The sequence below is a fragment of the Sphingobium chungangianum genome (genome assembly GCF_977014255.1).
The window spans coordinates 1343865-1363986 of sequence record NZ_CDRNIV010000006.1; the positions used below are offsets into that span (position 1 = coordinate 1343865).

The 20122-nt window shown below is 60.3% G+C and carries 18 protein-coding genes, 1 tRNA gene and 1 pseudogene; 11 read left to right on the forward strand and 9 right to left on the reverse strand.

What is annotated here, in order from left to right; translation table 11 throughout:
* The first annotated feature begins 130 nt into the window (after nucleotides 1-130).
* A tRNA-Pro gene (locus ACWNC0_RS13770) sits at nucleotides 131-207 on the forward strand.
* A gap of 131 nt (nucleotides 208-338) precedes the next feature.
* On the opposite strand, the gene ACWNC0_RS13775 is transcribed toward ACWNC0_RS13770, so the two are convergent.
* From ACWNC0_RS13775 to ACWNC0_RS13785, 3 genes are all read right to left on the reverse strand, one after another.
* Nucleotides 339-977 carry a hypothetical protein gene (locus tag ACWNC0_RS13775; RefSeq protein ID WP_449472305.1) on the reverse strand — a complete coding sequence of 213 codons (639 nt, stop codon included), beginning with the start codon at nucleotides 975-977 and terminating at the stop codon, nucleotides 339-341.
* 244 nt (nucleotides 978-1221) lie between these two features.
* Nucleotides 1222-1434: a hypothetical protein gene (locus ACWNC0_RS13780; RefSeq protein ID WP_066523849.1), complete on the reverse strand. Its 213-nt coding sequence runs from the start codon at nucleotides 1432-1434 to the stop codon at nucleotides 1222-1224.
* Nucleotides 1435-1589: 155 nt separating this feature from the next.
* Nucleotides 1590-2963: a M28 family peptidase gene (locus ACWNC0_RS13785; protein WP_449472307.1), complete on the reverse strand. Its 1374-nt coding sequence runs from the start codon at nucleotides 2961-2963 to the stop codon at nucleotides 1590-1592.
* Between the two features lie 102 nt (nucleotides 2964-3065).
* On the opposite strand from ACWNC0_RS13785, the gene ettA reads away from it, so the two are divergent.
* On the forward strand, nucleotides 3066-4751 hold the full coding sequence (gene ettA / locus ACWNC0_RS13790; RefSeq protein WP_449472309.1) for an energy-dependent translational throttle protein EttA: 1686 nt from the start codon (nucleotides 3066-3068) through the stop codon (nucleotides 4749-4751).
* 347 nt (nucleotides 4752-5098) lie between these two features.
* Here ettA and ACWNC0_RS13795 read toward each other — a convergent pair whose 3' ends face one another.
* From ACWNC0_RS13795 to ACWNC0_RS13805, 3 genes are read right to left on the reverse strand one after another with little or no spacing between them, the layout of a single operon-like run.
* Nucleotides 5099-5377, reverse strand: coding sequence for an acylphosphatase (locus ACWNC0_RS13795; RefSeq protein WP_449472310.1), 279 nt, complete (start codon nucleotides 5375-5377; stop codon nucleotides 5099-5101).
* A 2-nt stretch (nucleotides 5378-5379) separates the two neighbouring features.
* The gene (locus ACWNC0_RS13800) at nucleotides 5380-6147 is read right to left on the reverse strand and encodes an NYN domain-containing protein (RefSeq protein ID WP_449472312.1); all 768 of its coding nucleotides are present in this window, start codon (nucleotides 6145-6147) and stop codon (nucleotides 5380-5382) included.
* Nucleotides 6147-6800, reverse strand: a complete 654-nt coding sequence (locus tag ACWNC0_RS13805) for a carbonic anhydrase (RefSeq protein ID WP_196226104.1) — start codon at nucleotides 6798-6800, stop codon at nucleotides 6147-6149. The genes ACWNC0_RS13800 and ACWNC0_RS13805 overlap by 1 nt, the downstream gene beginning before the upstream one ends.
* Before the next feature lie 44 nt (nucleotides 6801-6844).
* Between ACWNC0_RS13805 and lipA the strand changes: the two are divergent.
* Nucleotides 6845-7802 (forward strand): annotated as a pseudogene (gene lipA / locus ACWNC0_RS13810) (lipoyl synthase).
* A 4-nt stretch (nucleotides 7803-7806) separates the two neighbouring features.
* Nucleotides 7807-8277, forward strand: coding sequence for a type II toxin-antitoxin system RatA family toxin (locus ACWNC0_RS13815; protein ID WP_449472314.1), 471 nt, complete (start codon nucleotides 7807-7809; stop codon nucleotides 8275-8277).
* Here the strand turns inward: ACWNC0_RS13815 and ACWNC0_RS13820 are convergent.
* Nucleotides 8229-8741, reverse strand: a complete 513-nt coding sequence (locus ACWNC0_RS13820) for a CinA family protein (RefSeq protein WP_196226101.1) — start codon at nucleotides 8739-8741, stop codon at nucleotides 8229-8231. The genes ACWNC0_RS13815 and ACWNC0_RS13820 overlap by 49 nt on opposite strands.
* 4 nt (nucleotides 8742-8745) lie before the next feature.
* Nucleotides 8746-9921 carry a bifunctional 2-C-methyl-D-erythritol 4-phosphate cytidylyltransferase/2-C-methyl-D-erythritol 2,4-cyclodiphosphate synthase gene (locus ACWNC0_RS13825; protein WP_449472315.1) on the reverse strand — a complete coding sequence of 392 codons (1176 nt, stop codon included), beginning with the start codon at nucleotides 9919-9921 and terminating at the stop codon, nucleotides 8746-8748.
* Between the two features lie 102 nt (nucleotides 9922-10023).
* Between ACWNC0_RS13825 and dusB the strand changes: the two genes are divergently transcribed.
* The 7 genes from dusB (at nucleotide 10024) to hflX (ending at nucleotide 19321) form a co-directional block, all read left to right on the forward strand.
* Nucleotides 10024-11043 carry a tRNA dihydrouridine synthase DusB gene (dusB, locus tag ACWNC0_RS13830; protein WP_449474622.1) on the forward strand — a complete coding sequence of 340 codons (1020 nt, stop codon included), beginning with the start codon at nucleotides 10024-10026 and terminating at the stop codon, nucleotides 11041-11043.
* Nucleotides 11040-12152, forward strand: a complete 1113-nt coding sequence (locus tag ACWNC0_RS13835; RefSeq protein ID WP_449472316.1) for a two-component system sensor histidine kinase NtrB — start codon at nucleotides 11040-11042, stop codon at nucleotides 12150-12152. Before dusB ends, ACWNC0_RS13835 begins: the two co-directional genes overlap by 4 nt.
* Nucleotides 12149-13591, forward strand: a complete 1443-nt coding sequence (gene ntrC, locus ACWNC0_RS13840) for a nitrogen regulation protein NR(I) (protein WP_449472318.1) — start codon at nucleotides 12149-12151, stop codon at nucleotides 13589-13591. The genes ACWNC0_RS13835 and ntrC overlap by 4 nt, the downstream gene beginning before the upstream one ends.
* Before the next feature lie 93 nt (nucleotides 13592-13684).
* On the forward strand, nucleotides 13685-15937 hold the full coding sequence (locus ACWNC0_RS13845) for a sensor histidine kinase (RefSeq protein ID WP_449472320.1): 2253 nt from the start codon (nucleotides 13685-13687) through the stop codon (nucleotides 15935-15937).
* A complete protein-coding gene (gene ntrX, locus ACWNC0_RS13850; RefSeq protein ID WP_449472322.1) occupies nucleotides 15927-17300 on the forward strand; it encodes a nitrogen assimilation response regulator NtrX in 1374 nt (457 codons plus the stop codon). Before ACWNC0_RS13845 ends, ntrX begins: the two co-directional genes overlap by 11 nt.
* Nucleotides 17301-17441: 141 nt before the next feature.
* Nucleotides 17442-17933, forward strand: coding sequence for an RNA chaperone Hfq (gene hfq, locus ACWNC0_RS13855; RefSeq protein WP_449472323.1), 492 nt, complete (start codon nucleotides 17442-17444; stop codon nucleotides 17931-17933).
* Nucleotides 17934-17998: 65 nt separating this feature from the next.
* Complete coding sequence (gene hflX, locus ACWNC0_RS13860) at nucleotides 17999-19321, forward strand: GTPase HflX (protein WP_449472324.1); 1323 nt, start codon at nucleotides 17999-18001, stop codon at nucleotides 19319-19321.
* Between the two features lie 4 nt (nucleotides 19322-19325).
* Here hflX and mazG read toward each other — a convergent pair whose 3' ends face one another.
* Nucleotides 19326-20114, reverse strand: coding sequence for a nucleoside triphosphate pyrophosphohydrolase (mazG, locus tag ACWNC0_RS13865; RefSeq protein ID WP_449472325.1), 789 nt, complete (start codon nucleotides 20112-20114; stop codon nucleotides 19326-19328).
* Nucleotides 20115-20122 lie beyond the last annotated feature (8 nt).

Sequence of the window (20122 nt, forward strand, 5' to 3'; positions counted from 1 at the left end):
ATGATCATGGGCAAGGGCATATTGCTGTGGCTGATCGGCATTCCGATACCGGTGATTATCATATTGTGGCTGTTGTTCCGGTGATGGCCGATTGACGGGACGCGTTATTCGCCGCTAAGGCGCCTTACGTCGGGGAGTAGCGCAGCCTGGTAGCGCATCTGCTTTGGGAGCAGAGGGTCGCAGGTTCGAATCCTGTCTCCCCGACCACTTTCGGAAAATCAATTTTTCCGATGCCTTAAATCCAAAAGGGGCCCTGTAGGCAGCTTTGTTGGATGGGCATACGTGGCTGCGGACGATCGACACCTTATGCGGGACGCGGCGGGATGCTCTGAAGGCAGTCATGCGTTCCACATCATACTCGCGGTCCCGAACTTTTGGCTGGTGAGTTTTACCCGTTCAATGGCTTCAACCTCGCTAAAATATGGCAAGCTGTTAGGGAAAAGTTGCCTCCGTTCGCAGAAAACCAATTTCTCGTATGGTTGGCCGCCCGGCTGGAACCGGCAAAAAATGTGCGGGTATGAATAATATTCGTCCCCATCAGGGTCGATGTGCTGGACATTTTCCCAAGGGATGTAACCGATGAGGTAAGCGTTCAGCGCACCTTCGCACCGTTCCTCAAGACCACAAAGTCGCCACGAGTCCTCTGAAGCCTCTCGAACAAGCGAATGTACGGACAGGGCTACCTCGATCCCGGCATGATACGTCCCCACAAGGCCCACCCGGAACCAAGCACTAACTCCCTTACTATCGGTGGTGGTTGGATACTGCTTACGGCGGCGAACATCTCGGATGATACAATCCGAGCGTAGGTCATTTTTGAAGGTGTTCCCAACGATCTCCTCCACGACAGACCGCCATTTTTTCTGCGCCTCAAAGTGTTCCGCAGCGGCTCTGTCATGCCGTTTGCTGACCGCCTGTCGGACATCCTTGATAATGTTGTACAGGCCCGAAAAACCGATCCATTCGAAGAGCGCCATGTATTTCCCCCTTGGATGGCTATCATAGGCTACCGCAAGGCTGGAAAAAAGCAGGCGAGCGTTTGATATTGGCGGAAATCACGCCGACGCTCACCCCAATTACTTTGCAAGCTTTAGTACACTTGCTTCATCATCCGATTGCGCCTTGAGCTTCCCATGTCAGGTAGTCACTCACATACCGCACATAGAAAAAGGGCGGACCGTTAGACGGCCCGCCCTCTTAAAAATCTTGCTGACGCGAAGATTATTCGGCGTTTGCAGCGTTCGAAGCAGCGTTCGCGGCGTTGTCAGCAGCGTTAGCGGCATTCGCAGCGTTGTCGGCTGCGTTAGCAGCGTTCTCAACAACGTTTTCGACGACAGCGTTCGAAGCGTTCGCGGTCTCGTTGGCCGGCTTCTCACCGCAAGCGGCGAGGGCCATCAGGCCGGCCGAAGCGAAAACAACAGCGATCTTCTTCATTGTGTACGGCTCCCATAGCATATTGCCGCGTCGGCATATTTATAACACGCCCGACGCGAGCGACCCGCATTAACGTGTGCGCTGCACAAATCAATGCTTTTCTGCGTCGGTGAAGCGACGGAATCACGCGACGGAGTGTTGTCTACTACAGAAGTTCACTTAACCGCCAGCGATTCTGCCGCATCGGCGATTGCAAAAAGCGTAACCGCCCAGGCGCTGACATTTTGTTGCAACTGAGCGCGGTTGACCTTGTCTAACGTGTCGTCGGCGGTGTGGTGAATGTCGAAATAGCGAGTGCCGTCCTGCTGCAAATCAACGACGGGTACGCCTGCCTTGACCAGCGGTTCAATGTCCGATCCGCCGCCTGCCGCCAGACGACTGGGCGCGATCCCGAGCGGAGAGAGGGTGCTGGCAATTCGATCCGAAAGCGCCTCATGCCCTGCGGGTAGTTTGAAATCGACGCGCCAGACCCGGTCGGCGCCGAAGTCGGACTCCATGGCCGCGGCGTGTCGTTCTCCGCCATGTGCCGTGAAATAGGCGCGGCCGCCGTCGCCGCCCACTTCCTCTGCCCCCGCCATCAATATGCGGATCGTTCGACGGAGCGGGCCAGCCTTTGCGGCATGAAGCGCAGCGGCGGTGATGATCCCGCACCCAGAGGCGTCGTCTATCGCTCCGGTGCCCTGATCCCAGCTGTCGATATGACAGGCGGCAAGGATGATCCCGGCCGTCGGGTCCGTGCCCGGCAGTTCGGCGATGACATTGCCCGACGGCTGATCCTTGAGCATTTTGGACGTGAGGGTGAGGCGCAGGCGAACCGACTGCCCTCGGGAGAGGATGCGCGTCAGTTGGTCTGCGTCCACGGTGCTGAGCGCGGCTGCGGGGATCGGCTTCACACCATCAGCCCACATCTGGACGCCGCTATGGGGCAGGCGATGATTGTCCGTGCCGATCGACCTTATCAAGATGGCGGCTGCGCCCTTTTTCGATGCAACGCTTGGCCCTTGGCGGCGTGTGGCGCCGAAATGGCTGTAGGAACTGCCATCCTGCGTTGCCGCCATGGCGTGGCTGACGAAGGCGATCTTGCCTTTCAGACTGCCGTCGGGTGCTGCTTGCAGGTCGGAAAGGGTGGGGAAATATATGACTTCGCTTTCGATGCCGTTGGCGGAAGTGGAGGCGCTATTTCCCAGCGCCGCCAAGGCCAGATTTTGCGGGAAGGGGGAGAGGATGCGAGCCTCGTCATGGCCGCGGACCCAGACTGGCATTTTATAGGGTTCGGATCGCACATTGGAGAAGCCCAGCGCCTTGAGTTTCGCCACGGCCCATGCGCGGGCGCGCGCTTCCTGAGGCGTTCCGGCGGGGCGGGGGCCGACTTCCGTCGTCAGCCCTTCGGTGAAGTCCCAGGCTATGTTGTCCTGCAACGCCGCCTCTCGAATCGCCGTCGTATCCGCAGGCGCGGCGGCGAGGGGAAGGGGGGAGGCGATGCTGCCGAGAAGGAGCGCGGCGAAGGTGCCCGATCGGATTTTCTGCATGGGTGAAGGCTTAGCCAGCCATCCCGCATTTGCCAATGGCGCCGGGCTTCGCTAACTCCGGCGCGATTTTACCTCATTCGTCCTTCGGAGCGTCTTCAAGCCATGTCCGCCTCCTCGCAATACGCCTTCGTCATGAAGAACATGACCAAGACCTTCCCCGGCGCGCCAAAGCCGGTGCTGAACGGTATCAACCTGCAATTTTATCGCGGTGCCAAGATCGGCATCGTCGGTCCCAACGGCGTCGGTAAATCGACGTTGATCAAGATCATGGCGGGCATCGACACTGATTATAGCGGTGAGGCATGGCCGGGCGAAAACATCACCGTGGGGTATCTGGCGCAGGAGCCGCAGCTTGACCCCGCCAAAAATGTGCTTGAGAATGTGAAGGACGGCGCGCGGGAAGTCGCGGACAAGCTCGACCGGTTCAATGAGATCAGCATGATCATGGCCGATCCGCCGGAAGACGCAGACTTCGACGCGCTGATGGCCGAGATGGGCGAGTTGCAGGAGCAAATCGACGCGGTCGATGGCTGGACGCTCGACAATCAGCTGGAGATCGCGATGGAGGCCCTGCGCTGCCCGCCATCCGACTGGTCGGTGGAAAGCCTGTCGGGCGGTGAAAAGCGCCGGATCGCGCTGACCCGCCTGCTGATCCAGAAGCCGGACATCCTGCTGCTGGACGAACCGACCAACCACCTCGACGCGGAGAGCGTGGAGTGGCTGGAAAACCACCTCAAGGAATATGCGGGTGCGGTGCTGATGATCACCCACGATCGCTACTTCCTCGACAATGTCGTGGGTTGGATTCTGGAGCTCGATCGCGGGAAATACTTCCCGTACGAAGGCAATTATTCGACCTATCTCGAAAAGAAGTCGAAGCGTCTGGAGCAGGAATCGCGCGAGGAATCGGGCCGCCAGAAGGCGATCAAGGACGAGCTGGAGTGGATCCGGCAGGGTCCCAAGGGGCGCCAGACCAAGTCCAAAGCGCGTATCGCCAAGTTCGAACAGCTGGTCGCAAGCCAGGAAAGCCGTACCCCCGGCAAGGCGCAGATCGTTATCCAGGTGCCCGAACGACTGGGTGGCAAGGTCATCGAGGCGAAGAATATCTCGAAAGCCTATGGCGACAAGCTGCTGTTCGAGGACCTGTCCTTCACTCTGCCGCCCGGCGGCATCGTTGGCGTGATCGGGCCGAACGGCGCGGGTAAGTCCACGCTGTTCCGCATCCTCACTGGTCAGGAGACGCCGGATTTGGGTGAGGTCGACATCGGTTCGACCGTCCGCCTGGGCTATGTCGACCAAAGCCGTGATCATCTGGACCCATCAAAGAACGTCTGGGAAGAAGTGTCGGACGGCCTCGATTATGTGAAGGTCAATGGCCACGACATGTCGACGCGGGCCTATGTCGGCGCCTTCAACTTCAAGGGGCAGGACCAGCAGAAGAATGTCGGCAAGCTGTCTGGCGGTGAGCGCAATCGCGTGCATATGGCCAAGATGCTGAAGAAGGGCGGCAACGTGCTGCTGCTCGACGAACCGACCAACGACCTTGACGTCGAAACGCTGGCTGCGCTGGAAGAGGCGATCGAAAACTTCGCGGGTTGCGCCGTGGTGATCAGCCACGATCGCTTCTTCCTCGATCGCCTTGCCACGCACATTCTTGCTTTCGAAGGCAACAGCCATGTCGAGTGGTTCGAGGGCAACTTCGAAATGTATGAAGAAGACAAGCGGCGGAGGCTGGGTGATGCCGCCGACCGGCCGACCAGCCTGGCTTACAAGAAACTCACGCGCTGACGGAAGTTTGTGCGGCGCGTTGGGTGAGGATGATTGCAATTACAGCAACGATATCTTCGCCCTTCGCACTTGCACAATGACGGTGTGAACCACATATCGGAGAGGCCTTTCAGGCATCCTCTCCTAAAACTTTCAGGCCGGCCCGCTGGGGTCGGCCATTTTTTTGGTCGAGGGGCGAGTGAATGGCTCCTTGAATTTGTTTGGGTCACTCAATCGGTTCACATTTGGAAAGCGAGGCCAGCTCACCTGAACGTTTGTTGCAGACAGCCGAAAGGGTCGCGCTTTAAAAGGAAGTAGAGCCCTTCGACAAGCTCAGGGCGAACGGTTTGAGATGAGATAGATTGGCCCTAACAGGTCGGCTTCTTCTCGAAAGACCTCAAGCCTTCGACAGGCATGTCGGCCGCTTCGACGCGCGACACTTGAGCCGCTGGCGGGCCTTCAGCCGCCAAGGCCGTGAACCGTTCTACGGCTTCATTGGCGCCTTCAATCACCGCTTCAACGCTGCCGTCCAGCCGATTGCGGACCCATCCGGCCAAGCCCAACCCGGTGGCCGTCTGTTTTGCCCAGTTGCGGTAAAACACCCCCTGCACCCGACCAAGGATCATGAGATGCCGGGCGACGACCATCGTCAGTGAACCCGTTTGATCCAGGTTTGGCCGTCTGCCCGCGTTTCCGTGATGAAATTGGGAATCGCCTGCACCAGATCCGACAGACGCTTGAAACCGTAATTGCGCACATCGAAGCTGGATCGGTTGCCGACACGTTGGCCGACCGGCCCCAGCGCGGCGAAGCCTTTCTCATCGCGCTTGGCGGCATCATAGGCTTCTATCAGGAGGCGGATGACTTCATCATCCACCTTCTTGTATTCATTCCTGGCTGGCGCGGCGGCTTTGGTCGAGACGTCGAGCGGCGTCGGTTCCGGCATCGCTTCGGACGCCGATGCCGCCAGAGAGCGGGCTAGCGCGGCTACGTCGATGAAGCGGGTGCAGGCCCGACGGAAGCCCTCGGGAGTCTTGTCCGAACCGAAGCCATAGACGTCGATCCCTTCCTGACGGATACGCGTTACCAAGGGCGTGAAATCGCTGTCGCTCGACATGAGGCCGAAGCCCGTGACCCGGCCGCCCGCCATCAGGTCCATGGCGTCGATCGTCATCTTCATGTCGGTGGCATTCTTCCCCTTGGTGAGGTCGAATTGCTGCTGCGTTTCGATGGCCTGCGTCACGGCCTGCCGCGCCCAGCCCTTCAGCGAAGGCTTGCTCCAATTGCCATAGGCGCGGCGGATGTTGACGGTTCCAAGCTCTGCGAGAACGGTCAATACCGGGTCGAAATGGTCGGCGGAAGCGTTGTCAGCGTCGATCAACAGGGCGACATTGCCGCTGGGGATCGCCGAGGGCATCAGGCCGATTCCAGCGCCGCCGGATGGAATTCTCCGGTCGCTTCATCCAGCAGATGAAGCTGCCCGTCTGCGATCGCGAAGAAGGCGCCAACCAACTTCAATTCGCCATTGCGTTCCTTGGTGCGCACGCAGGGGAAGGTACGCAGGTTGGCAAGGCTGACCTTGACCCCTTCCTGCTCCATGGCGCGATGCGCATCGCGGCCGTGATCATCGCCGAAGCGTTCGACGACTTTTTCCCGTGCGCCATCAAGCATGTCGATCCAGTTATGGATAAAGCCACCTTCTCCGGGAGGGGCATCCTTCAGTTCCTGACTGAGAGCCGCCTTGCAGCCGCCGCACTTGCCGTGGCCCATGACGACGATTTCGCCGACCTTGAGAACTTGCACGGCGAACTCCAGCGCGGCCGAAACGCCATGATGGCCCGGATTGGTTTCAAAGGGGGGCACGAGCGCGGCCACATTGCGGACCACGAATATTTCGCCGGGGCTGGTGTCGAAGATCTGCGCCGGATCGACTCGGCTGTCGGAGCAGGCGATGACCATGACGCGAGGGCTCTGCCCTTCGCTCAATTCATCCCATCGGCCACGCTGTTGAGTCCAGCCGGTGTTGCGGAAGCGGCGATAGCCTTCGAGCATGTCGGAAAAGTCGGTCATGCCCAAGTCTCTGCCCAACAATCTGGGGGCTGGCAAGAGTGGGCATGCATCGCTATTTGATGGCGCATGACAGACACCGCTCCGCTACCTGTGCAAGCCACTCCGCAACGTGCGCGCAAGCCCGATTGGATCAGGGTGAAGGCGCCGACGAGTCCGGGCTATAACGAAACCCGGAAGCTGATGCGGGAAAAGGGGCTGGCCACGGTCTGCGAAGAAGCGGCTTGCCCGAATATCGGGGAATGCTGGACCAAAAAGCATGCGACCGTGATGATCCTGGGCGACGTGTGCACGCGGGCCTGCGCCTTCTGCAACGTCAAGACCGGCATGCCGCGCAAGGTTGATCCGAACGAGCCGCAGAACCTGGCCGACGCCTGCGCGGAAATGGGGCTGGAGCATATTGTCATCACCTCCGTCGATCGCGATGATCTGCCCGATGGCGGCGCTTCGCAGTTCGTGAAGGTGATCGAAGCGTTGCGGCGGACAACTCCGGATACGACGATCGAGATTTTGACCCCGGACTTCCGGAACAAGCATGAACGCGCAGTCGAGATGATCGTGGCTGCGCGGCCGGACGTCTATAATCACAACCTTGAGACGGTGCCCCGCCTGTATCCGACGATTCGCCCCGGTGCCCGCTACTATGCGTCGCTGCGGTTGCTGGAGACAGTGAAGAAGCTGGACCCGTCGATCTTCACCAAGTCGGGGATCATGCTGGGCCTGGGTGAAGAGCGCCTGGAGGTCCATCAGGTGATGGACGACATGCGCTCAGCCGACATCGATTTCCTGACCATGGGGCAATATCTGCAACCCACGCCCAAACATGCGAAGGTGATGGAGTTCGTGACGCCTGCGGCGTTCAATGCCTATGCGGGGATCGCGCGCGCCAAGGGATTTTTGCAGGTCGCATCGAGCCCGTTGACCCGTTCCAGCTATCATGCGGGTAAGGACTTCGCCGAGATGCGGGCGGCGCGTGAAGCTCAGTTGGCACGGGCAGCGCGCTGAAAACATGCCGAAGCATCACGAAACAAGGCCACTTCCCTACACGCCTGACCAGATGTTCGACCTTGTTTCGAATGTGGCGTCCTATCCTGAATTCCTGCCGTGGATCAGCGCGATACGCGTTCGTCAGGACAGTGATTCGGAGATGGTCGCTGACATGATCGTCGGCTTCAAAGGCATCAAGGAAAGCTTTACGTCGCGCGTGCACAAGCACCGGCCTGATTTCGTGCGCGTGGATTATCTGGAAGGCCCGCTCAAGCACCTGCACAACCAGTGGCGGTTCCGCAATGACGGGAAGGGTGGCGTCCTTGTCGATTTCGAGGTCGAATTTGAGTTCAAGAATCGGCTGTTCGAGATGATCGCCGGGCAAATGTTCGACAAGGCCCTGCGCAAGATGATCGGGGCTTTCGAAACCCGTGCGGCTGAACTTTACGGCGACTCGGGCAACAGAAGCTCAAGCGCGCAAAGCGCCGCCTGAAGGCGCACGCCGCCCCGGCCGCTATCTTCGAAATGTCGCATATCAGCGACGACCTTGTCCGGGTTGCCGCCTCGTTCAGCGCGGGCGAAAACGACAGTGCCCACCGGTTTTTGTTCTGATCCGCCGCCGGGACCAGCGATGCCCGTGATGGCAACGGCTACATTGGCGTGGCTTTTGGTGAGAGCGCCCTGCGCCATTGCCCAAGCGGTGGCGATGGAAACGGCCCCGAAGGTTTCCAATACATCCTGAGAAACCTTCAGCAGCTCATTCTTCATGTCATTGGAATAGGTGATGAATCCTGCTTCAAAGACCTCCGAAGACCCGGCGATTTCGGTGAGAGCAGCGGACACAAGGCCGCCGGTGCAGCTTTCCGCAACAGCGATGGTGCGGCCAGCGCGGCGATTGGCGATGATGACTCGCTCGGCGAGGTCAACCAACGGGGCGGGGAGGATGCGATCTGGCATGGGGTCAGAATAGCGCGGGGAGGGAGATGGTTGCAACGGCTTGTGCAGCAATGCCTTCGCGGCGTCCGGCAAAGCCCAGGCGTTCGGTGGTGGTGGCTTTCACGCTTACCCGGTCAAGGGGGATGCCGAGGAGATCGCTGATCCGCTGACGCATGGCATCACGGTGAGGGCCGATCTTCGGCGCCTCGCAAATGATCGTGACGTCGATATGGTCGATGCGGCCGCCCCGGGATGTTACGCGTTCCCCGGCATATTCGAGGAATCGGGAGGATGCCGCACCGCGCCATTGTGGATCTGACGGGGGGAAGTGACTGCCTATGTCCCCTTCGGCAAGAGCGCCGAGCATGGCGTCTACGATCGCGTGGATCGCAACATCCGCATCGCTGTGCCCCGCGAGTCCTTTTTCATGGGGGACCTGAATGCCACACAGCCAAAGCTCCTCATCCGCAGCGAGCCGGTGCACATCATAGCCCATGCCGACGCGGGTCGTTCGCTGTGATGCCAGAAGCGCTTCGGCCCGGATAAAATCCTGGGGGTAGGTCAATTTTTCCAGCCTTTCGTCGCCGGGAACCAGAGTGACGTCATGGCCCGCGTGTCGCAGCATCTGGGCATCATCGGTGGCTTCGCGCTCATCGTCCCAATTGCGATGCGCGGCGAGGATGGCGTCGAAGTGAAATGCTTGTGGGGTTTGCACGCGGAACAGCGCTGATCGATCGACAATGTCGCCTGCGAGGTCGCCCGCTGACCTTACCAATGTGTCGGCGACGGGGAGGGCGGGGATGGCGCCCGGCGCGAAGTCGAGCGCGGCCAGTAGTTGATCGATCATGGAAACGGACAGGAAAGGGCGGGCAGCATCGTGGATCAACACCCTGTCGGCACCACCGGCGGCAGCGATAGCCTCAAGCCCGGCACGGACCGATCCGCGGCGGCTCTCCGCACCCTGGACGATGGACGTGACCTGATCCTCGTCAATCAGGGATCGGACTGTTTCCTCCTGCCCGGCGCCGATGACCAGGTAGATCGCACCGACTATCGGATGAGCCGCCAGCGCTTGAATGGAGTGAGCGATGATGGCCTTGCCCCCAATGTGACGAAATTGCTTGGGTACATCGCCCCCGGCGCGACTGCCCTGTCCGGCGGCGAGCACCAGCGCGGCGACCCTGTGATTGCTCCTTGTCATCGCAGCGCGTGTAGCGAACGGCGGATCGCTCCGCCAGACGGCTTGCTTGCCGCATCGCCGCTTTTCCGCTAAGGGCTGCCTGTTTTTTAGGCAAAGCTGGTGATGCGCATAATTTCCCCCATCTCCGTTGGTCCGGTGACGATCGACATGCCCGTGATCCTGGCGCCGATGACTGGCGTCACGGATATGCCGTTCCGCACTTTGGTACGCCGTTACGGATCGGGTCTGAACGTGACCGAGATGATTGCGAGCGCGGCGATGATCCGCGAGACGCGGCAGTCTTTGCAGAAAGCGGCGTGGCATCCGGTGGAAGAGCCGGTGTCGATGCAGCTTGCGGGCTGCTCACCGCAGGAGATGGCCGAAGCGGCGAAGCTGAATGCCGATCGTGGCGCGGCGATCATCGACATCAATATGGGTTGTCCGGTCAAGAAGGTGGTGAATGGCGACGCCGGTAGCGCTCTGATGCGCGACCTGCCTCTGGCCGCCGCGTTGATCGATGCGACGGTGAAGGCCGTCGATGTTCCCGTGACCGTCAAGATGCGCATGGGGTGGGATCATGCCAGCCTGAATGCTCCTGAACTGGCGCGGATTGCGCAGGATCTGGGTGCGAAGATGATCACTGTGCATGGGCGGACCCGTTGCCAGATGTACAAGGGTAGCGCCGATTGGGCGTTCGTGCGGAATGTGAAGGATGCGGTGTCGCTTCCCGTGATCGTCAATGGGGACATCTGCTCGGTCGAAGATGCGGAAACGGCGCTGGAGCAGAGCGGGGCGGATGGGGTCATGATTGGCCGAGGCGCCTATGGTCGGCCTTGGCTGATCGGGCAGGTGATGCACTGGTTCCGCACGGGGCAGCGTCTTCCCGACCCTTCGCTGGCCGAACAATATCAGCTGATAACAGAGCATTATCGTGCGATGATCGAGCATTATGACGGCCTGACGGGCGTCAACATGGCTCGCAAGCATATCGGTTGGTATACGAAGGGCCTCACCGGATCGGCGGAGTTTCGTAACGCCGTCAATCAGGAGCCGGATGGCGACGTAGTGCTTGATATGCTGGCGCGCTTTTACGAACCGCTGATTGCACAGGACGGAGCGATCGAGACGCGCAAGGCGGCATGACGATGCCACTAAGCACCATCCCGCCGCCCCCGATGCAGCAGGATGTACCATCACCGTCGGAATTGATGATCGCACTCCCCGTGGCGACATTGATCGTGGCGCCGGACAACAGCATTGCCGATGCGAATGTCCGGGCGGAAACTCTGCTCAACATGGCGCGATCCGCGATCGTGGGAAGTGACGTCACGCGCACGGTTCGCATGGCAGACGCGAGTTCGCGCTTCGACATTTGGCATAGCAGCAAGCCGATCGCCGCCTATGACGTCAAGGTGCATGCAGGGCGAACGGCTGAGATGGAAGTCGATCTGATGATCGCCCCGATTGTCGATCATGAAGGGTGGCGGGTGGTGTCGATCCACGCTCAAAGCCACGCGCGGCAAATTGGTCATCGTGGCACCCCGGGCGGCGCGCGATCGGCCATGGGCGCTGCGGCCATATTAGCCCATGAGATTAAAAACCCGCTATCGGGCATCCGTGGCGCAGCGCAGCTTCTGGAGTCCGGCAACGATGGACGCGACGCGGTGCTGACCCAGTTGATCTGCAACGAGGTCGATCGGATCGCCGCGCTAATCGATCGTATGCAGGATTTCACGACCGATCACAGACTGGAATGCCGACCGGGTAACATCTATCCGATGATTGATCGCGCGGCCAACATCGCCGCTGCCGGTTTTGCAAGAAATATCAGGATCATAAAACGTTACGATCCATCATTGCCATTTGCCGTCATCAATGACGATGCGCTTGTGCAGATCATGCTCAACCTGCTGAAAAATGCCGCTGAGGCGCTGGACGAAGTCGAAGAGCCCTGCATCCGCGTTGAAACCGCGTTCCGCCATGGCGTGTCGGTCGTGTTGGGTGATGGAAAGGGCAGCGCGGTGCTGCCGATCGAGATACTGGTCATCGATAATGGGCCGGGCGTGCCCGAACATATATTGGATCACCTCTTCAACCCCTTCATCACGGGCAAGCGCGATGGGCAGGGGCTGGGGCTGGCGCTGGTCGACAAGCTGGTGCGGGACATGAATGGGTTCGTCCAATATTCACGCGATCCAGACGCGGGCGAATCGACGTTCCGAATCCTGCTTCCCATGGGGATGGGAGCATGACGACCACGGGGTCGATATTGGTCGTCGATGACGATCCCGCCATTTGCATGGTGGTCGGGGAAGCGCTGCGTCGGCAGGGGCATAAGGTAAAGACCGCGTCGTCCATTCGGGAGCGTAGCGCCCTGATCGACAGTTTCGCGCCGGATGTGCTCATAACTGACGTCATGCTGCCGGATGGCGATGGTCTGGACGGCGTCGCGGAGATCCTGGAGCGCAGGCCAGACCTGAGCGTGATCATATTGTCGGCACAGAACACATTGAACACGGCGATCCGCGCCACGGAGAAGGGGGCCTTCGAATATCTCCCCAAGCCGTTCGACCTCAATGAATTAGCGCGGGCGGTTGGTGATGCCCTTGGCATGAACAAGGCCGAGGAGGGCAATCAGGAAGATGGCCTTCCCCACGACGGACTGCCTCTCGTTGGCCGGTCCCCTGCCATGCAGGAGGTTTACCGGACGATCGCGCGGGTATTGTCCAACGATCTCAGCATCCTGGTGCTGGGGGAGTCGGGTACGGGGAAGGAACTTGTCGCCGAAGCGATCCATGGGCTGGGGCAGCGCCGCACCAAGCCATTTGTCGCCATCAACATGGCGGCGATTCCGCGCGAACTGATCGAGGCCGAGCTGTTCGGTTATGAGAAGGGCGCGTTTACGGGGGCCAATGTCCGTACCGCCGGGAAGTTCGAGCAGGCGCAGGGCGGAACCCTATTCCTCGACGAGATTGGCGACATGCCGATGGAGGCGCAGACGCGCCTGCTGCGGGTCTTGCAGTCGGGTGAGGTGACGACGGTTGGTGGATCGAAGCCGGTGCGGGTGAATGTCCGCATCGTTGCAGCCACGAACAAGGACCTTCCCAAGCTGATCGAGGAAAACAGGTTCCGGGAAGATCTTTATTACCGGCTGAATGTCGTGCCCATTCCCTTGCCTGCCTTGCGCGAGCGGCGGGAGGACGTGATCCTGCTCGCAAGGCATTTCCTGGAACGCGCCGCGCAGGAGGGGCTGCCCCGAAAGACGTTGTCGGACGATGCCGCGCAACTGCTGATGGCCTATCACTGGCCGGGCAATGTCCGTGAGCTTCAGAACCTGATGCAGAGGCTGGCGGTGCTGAGCCGTGAGACCGTGATCGCGGGGGAGGTGTTGCGCAACAGCTTGCCGCTGGACCTTGTGCCCCCGGATTATGCCGCGCCCGCCGATCAACTGGTCCTGGCCGTGCGCGAATGGGCAAAGCGGCAATTGGGGATCGGCATCGGACAGCCCAACCGGAATCTGCATGATGATATGCTGGCCGTGGTCGAGCCGATCCTGTTGCAGGAAACGCTGGCGAGCGTGGATGGTAACCAGATCCGGGCGGCCGGCTTGCTGGGGATCAACCGTAACACGTTGCGCAAGAAGTTGACCGACTATGGTTTGGACCCGCTGCAACTGCGCGTGTCGGACTGAGCCGGGACGAAACGACACAGGGGTTCGGCCAAGGGACATTCTGTCCCAAATACTGTGTTTGATCAGGCACGGCGTTGTTGTAAGAAAGCCACTATGGAAGGTGCAGTGACTCTCTCCACGCGAGGTCGGGCATGGAAGAGATATTTTCCGCCCTTCCTTCGACGTCATCTCGCTCCGCTGGTGGAGGCGGTCACGTTAATGCTGTTCCTTGGAACGGCGGGCATCACCTATTTCCTGTTGTCGGGCCAGGGACAGTCATACACGCTGCTTACGCCGCCGATCGTCGCGTTGCTGTTGGTGGGAAATCTGGTTCCGGCGATCGCGCTTCTCGTGCTGCTTGGACGCCGGGTCGCGAAGCGCCGCGCCGCCCAGTCCGCGATAGGCAGCGACGGACAACTTCACGTCAGGCTGGTGGCCATCTTCTCGATCGTGGCCAGCGTCCCGATGTTGCTGGTCGTCATCTTTGCCTCGCTGTTGTTCCAATATGGCGTGCAATTCTGGTTTTCGGACAGCGCGCGCGGAATGTTGCAAAATGCCAGCGACCTCGCGCGGGGCTATTATGAGCAGAATCTTCGCGAGGTGGGCGACGAAACGGTCACCATGGCGAGCGACTTGCGCGATTATCTCGGCCAGTCGAAAGTATCGAGCCCGCGCTTCGCCGAAGGCTATATCTATCAGGTCGTCACGCGAAAACTCAATCGTTCGGCAATTATCGAGGTCGGCAAGGACGGGGTGGCTCGCACCGCTGCGACGGTCGACCCGGATAGCCGACCTGCTTCAGAAATGCTGTCGCCTGATGTCGTCAAGAGACTGGAAGCAGGCGAGAATGTGGTTGTTGCAGCGAAGCCAAACCAGATTCAGGCGGTGACGCTGCTCTACCCCGGCGCAAAAATCTATCTTTATGCCACTCGGGATTCCGGTTCGACCGCGTTCAGCAATGTGGAGCGCGCGCAGAAGGTCCTGTCCGACTATGATATCTTCGCTGCCCAATCACGCGCCCTTCAGTTGCGATTTAACGTTGCCCTGTTCGTGGGATCGCTTCTGCTGGTCGGTATAGCGGTCTATATCGCGTTGGCGGTTGCGGACTGGATGGTTCGCCCAGTGAACGAGTTGGTGACCGCCGCCCGGCGGGTGACGGCAGGTGATTTGTCCGCCCGTGTCACCAGCCCGCAGTCCCGCGATGAAATCGGAACGCTCGCATCTGCATTCAACAGGATGACCCAGAGGCTGGAGGCGCAGACAGGCGCGCTCGTCGCCGCGAACAGCCAGTTGGATGAACGTCGCGCCTTCATCGAAGCCATCCTGTCAGGCGTCTCCGCAGGCGTATTGTCGGTGGACAGGGAAGGGGTGATCCTGCTTCTCAACAGTTCGGCCGCCGCCATTCTGGTGAAGGACGGCGATGATCCGGTTGGGCGACCGCTGAGCGCCGTTTCGCCGGAACTGGCGGCTCTCATTGCTTCGGAGGAGGGGGCGGGGATCGTGCAGACGCGCGCGCATGGCGAAATGCGGACCTTGGCGGTCAAAGTGTCGGAAGACGCGTCGCGCCATATCCTGACGTTCGACGACATCACGCAGCAATTGTCCGATCAGCGGCGAGCCGCATGGTCCGACGTGGCCCGTCGGATCGCGCATGAAATCAAGAACCCGCTGACGCCCATCCAGCTCGCGGCGGAGCGCTTGCAGCGCCGCTACGCCGAGGAAGTGACGAGCGACAAGGCGACCTTCACACGCCTGACCGGGACCATCGTCAGGCAGGTAGGCGATCTGCGGCGGATCGTGGATGAATTCTCCTCGTTCGCCCGGATGCCCAAACCTGTGTTCCGCCGCGAGGCTGTTGCGGATATCGCCCGTCATGCCTTGTTCCTGCACGAAGTCGCGCATCCCGACGTCAAATTTGAATTTCATGGCGGGCCGCATGATATGGAACTTGTCTGCGACCGGCGACAGCTGGGTCAGGCGCTGACCAATATCGTTAAAAATGCCGTGGAGGCCATCGAACCCAAGCCCGAACCTACCGAGGGCGGAGCCCGTGGTCATGTTCGCATGACGGTCGGTCAGGAGGACGGCAATCTGCTCATCAACGTCAGCGATGACGGGGTTGGGCTTCCGCCGGAGCGGGAAAGGGTGTTGGAACCCTATATGACGACCCGCAGCAAGGGGACGGGCCTGGGCCTCGCCATCGTCAAGAAGATCGTCGAGGAACATATGGGCGAAATCCGCCTGGAAGATGCGGAAGGCGGAGGGACGAGCGTTACGTTGCGCTTCCCTACTGCCGCTCTTGAGAAATTGGAAGAAGGGCAGGTCGTAGCATTGCCCAAGAGAAAAGTGACAGCCAATGGCGCTTGATATTCTGGTAGTCGATGATGAAGAGGACATCCGTGATCTGGTCGCGGGCGTGCTTGAGGATGAGGGCTTTACCACTCGCACTGCTGCCAACAGCGACAGCGCGATCGAGGCGCTGGATACCAGGCGTCCTTCGCTGGTCCTGCTGGACGTCTGGCTTCAGGGATCGACCCTGGACGGTCTGGAATTGCTGGACGTGATCAAGCAGCGCGATGCGACCATTCCGGTGCTCATGATTTCAGGTCATGGCAATATCGACACGGCCGTGGCCGCGATCCGCAAGGGCGCGGCGGACTTTATCGAAAAGCCTTTCGAAGCCGACCGGCTGTTGCATCTGGTCGCGCGTGCTACCGAGACCGAGAGATTACGGCGGGAAAATCAGGTCCTGCGTGCCCGGTTTGGTCAGGATGACGAACTGACGGGCACTTCGGCTGCGATCAATGCGGTGCGGGCGACGATAAAGAAGGTCGCCGGGACGGGCAGTCGGGTGCTGATTTCCGGTCCTGCGGGCGTGGGCAAAGAAGTCGCGGCGCGCATGCTTCACAGCTGGAGCGGGAGGGCCGACGCGCCCTTCATCGTCGTGGCGGCGGCGCGCATGGACCCCGACCGGGTCGAAGAGGAGCTGTTTGGCGTCGAAGACCCCAGCGGCCTTGTGCGTCCCGGCTATCTTGAGCAGGCGCATGGCGGCACGCTTTACCTTGACGAGATCGCCGACATGCCCGTCACGACGCAGGGCAAGATATTGCGGGTTCTGACCGATCAGAGCTTCACGCGCGTGGGCGGGCAACGGCAGGTGAAGGTGGACGTACGCGTCATCTCTTCGACCGCGCGGGACCTGGCAGCAGAAATCGAGGAACGGCGCTTCCGGGAAGACTTGTTCTATCGCCTCAACGTCGTGCCCCTGATCATCCCTTCCTTGTCGGAACGGCGAGATGACATACCACCGCTAGTCGAGCATTATCTCGCACGTTTCGCGGCCGAACGGCGGGTGCCGTCGCCCGAGATCGCCAGTGATGCCATGGCCGCGCTTCAGGCAAACGAATGGCCCGGCAACGTCCGCCAGCTGCGCAACGTCATCGAACGAACGATGATCCTTGCTCCGGGCGAGCGGATTGGCCGGATCGAGCTGGACATGCTGCCTAGCGAACTTTCGAGCAATGGCGCGGGTGAAGGGATGGGTCAGTCCGCGATCATGGGGGCGCCGTTGCGGGAGGCGCGGGAAAGTTTTGAACGTGAATATCTGCGCATTCAGATCAGGCGATTTTCCGGCAACATATCCCGAACGGCCACATTCATCGGCATGGAACGGTCTGCATTGCACCGCAAGCTCAAGCTGCTTGGGATCACGGACGGCAAAGACAATTGATGCAAGGGGATGAACGATAGCCCATCTGGGGCATGGACGTCCCTTCGCAATTGCGGTAGCTTTCTGATTGCCCCCGGTGAGCGGGGGCGGGCAAGACACCCTGCCCAGGGGTGCAAGAGCGGGTAACGTCCCGCCAATAAGGTGAAGACCATGGCAGAAAAACTCAATAATCTTCAGGACATATTCCTGAACAACCTGCGCAAGAGCAAGACGCCCGTGACCATGTTCCTGGTAAAGGGCGTGAAGTTGCAGGGGATCATCACCTGGTTTGATAACTTTTCGGTTCTGTTGCGGCGCGACGGGCAATCGCAGCTTGTCTACAAGCACGCGATTTCCACGGTGATGCCCGCTCAGTCGATGGACCTGACCGACCTTCGCAAGGCGAGCGACGGCAATTCAAAGCCCAAGCTGCTTCAGGAAATATTCCTGAGCGCCGTTCGCAAGTCCGGTAGCCCGGTCACCATGTTTCTGGTCAACGGCGTGATGTTGCAGGGCGAGATCGCTGCTTTCGATCTTTTCTGCATGCTGCTGGAGCGCGACGGCATGGTGCAGCTTGTCTACAAGCATGCCATCTCCACTGTCCAACCTCTCCATGCGCTCGACCTGAGTGGCGAAGGCGAGGGCGAGGATTGATCAATCTATTTCGGTACGACCCGCCTTCTGATGAGGCGGGTCGGCGCTTGATGCGTTAGCCGCTTATGGCCGTCTTCAACAGGGACTCTGCCGACGAAGTATCGCGCGGCGCGCGTGCCGTAGTCGTGCGCGCTGAAACTCATGGAGTGGAACGGCGCGACAGTGATGCCCGGCTGGAGGAAGCGAAAGGCCTCGCTCTGGCTATCGGCATAGATGTGCGCGCGGCGCAGGCGTTTCGCGTGCGGGATCGGAAGCCCGCAACGCTGTTCGGAAGTGGCCAGGTCGACCAGATTGCGACGCTTGCGCGGATGGAAGATGCCGAACTGGTGATTGTCGACAACGCGTTGAGCCCGGTTCAGCAGAGCAATCTTGAAAAGGCGACCGAAGCCAAGGTGATCGACCGAACCGGGTTGATCCTGGAAATCTTCGGCGAACGCGCGGCCACCAATGAAGGACGGCTTCAAGTCGAACTGGCCCATCTTGATTATCAGGCGGGCAGGCTGGTGCGCAGCTGGACCCACCTGGAACGGCAGCGTGGCGGCTTTGGGTTCCTGGGTGGTCCTGGTGAAACGCAGATCGAGGCTGACCGGCGGATGATCCGGGATCGCATGGCAAAGATCAGGCGTGAACTTGACCAGGTGACCCGTACCCGCAGCTTGCATCGGGCGCGGCGGCAGCGGGCTCCCTGGCCCGTGATCGCGCTCGTCGGCTATACCAATGCTGGCAAGTCCACGCTTTTCAACCGGATGACGGGCGCCGATGTCATGGCGGAAGATTTGCTGTTCGCCACGCTGGACCCGACCATGCGTCAGATCGCATTACCGGGATTGGACAAGGCGATATTGTCGGACACCGTCGGTTTTGTCTCGGACCTTCCTACACAGTTGATCGCAGCGTTTCGCGCCACGCTGGAAGAGGTGCTGTCAGCTGACCTCATCATACATGTCCGCGACATTGCCCATCCTGATAGCGAGGCACAGCGCGATGATGTGCTGGATGTGCTGAGTGAGCTTGGTGTGGCGGGAGAGGGTGCTGGAGCGGGGGACGACGCCCCCCCGATTATCGAGGCGTGGAACAAACTTGATCTGCTGGGTGAGGAAGAAGCTGCGCAACTTCGGGAAATCGCGGAGCGGCGCGGAGATGTCGTGATCCTTTCCGCCCTGACCGGAGATGGCGTGGATGATCTGCAACGATGCATAAGCGCCAGACTGACTGCTGGAGCGCAAATCCATCAGCTTCGGGTGCCGTTGGCAGATGGCGCTGCCGTTGCCTGGCTTCACGAGCATGGTGAGGTGATCGGCAGCGAAACGGTGGACAGCGAGCTTGTCGTTAAAGTTCGGCTGTCTGACTCTGCGCTTGCCCGGTTCAGCAAACGCGCGGCTCCTTGACCGGCTAAGGGCGGGCCAATTCGCGTTTGGCCTGCCGCCAGAGAGCTTCCTTTCCATCGAGGTCGAGGCTTTGGAATCCATTGCCCGCGGTCTGTTCCATGACGCGGAAGCGGGCCTCGAATTTCGCGTTGGCGGTCCGTAGCGCGGTTTCCGGGTCGACCTTTAGGTGCCGGGCCAGGTTGACCACGGCGAACAACAGATCGCCGACCTCCTCCTGATGCTCTTCGGGTGATGTGGCGTCGTGAACTTCCTGCAATTCCTCCTCGATCTTTGCGACAACACCCTGGGTGTCGGGCCAGTCGAAACCGGTGCGGGCGGCGCGCTTCTGGAGCTTTTCGGCGCGCAGTAGTGCTGGGAGCGCATTGGCGACGCCAGCGAGAGCGCTGCTGTCGGGTTCTTTGGCGGCGCGTTCGGCTGCTTTGATCGCTTCCCATTGAGCATGGCCATGTTCGCGTTCGGCACCTTCGCCGAAGATGTGCGGATGGCGGCGGATCATCTTGTCGGTGACGCCGTCGATGACGGCTTGAAGATTGAAGTGCCCGGCTTGTTCGGCCATGCGACTGTGGAAGGCTACCTGTAGAAGGAGGTCGCCGAGTTCGTCGCAGAGCGCGGGCATGTCGTTGCGTTCGATGGCGTCGGCGACTTCATAGGCTTCCTCGATCGTGTAGGGGGCGATGCTGGTGAAATCCTGCTGGATGTCCCAGGGACATCCGGTGTCCGGGTCGCGAAGACGGGCCATGACGTTTGCGAGCGGCATGATGTCGGCGGGGCTCGCTTTGGTGCTGGATGACATGGGGGTCC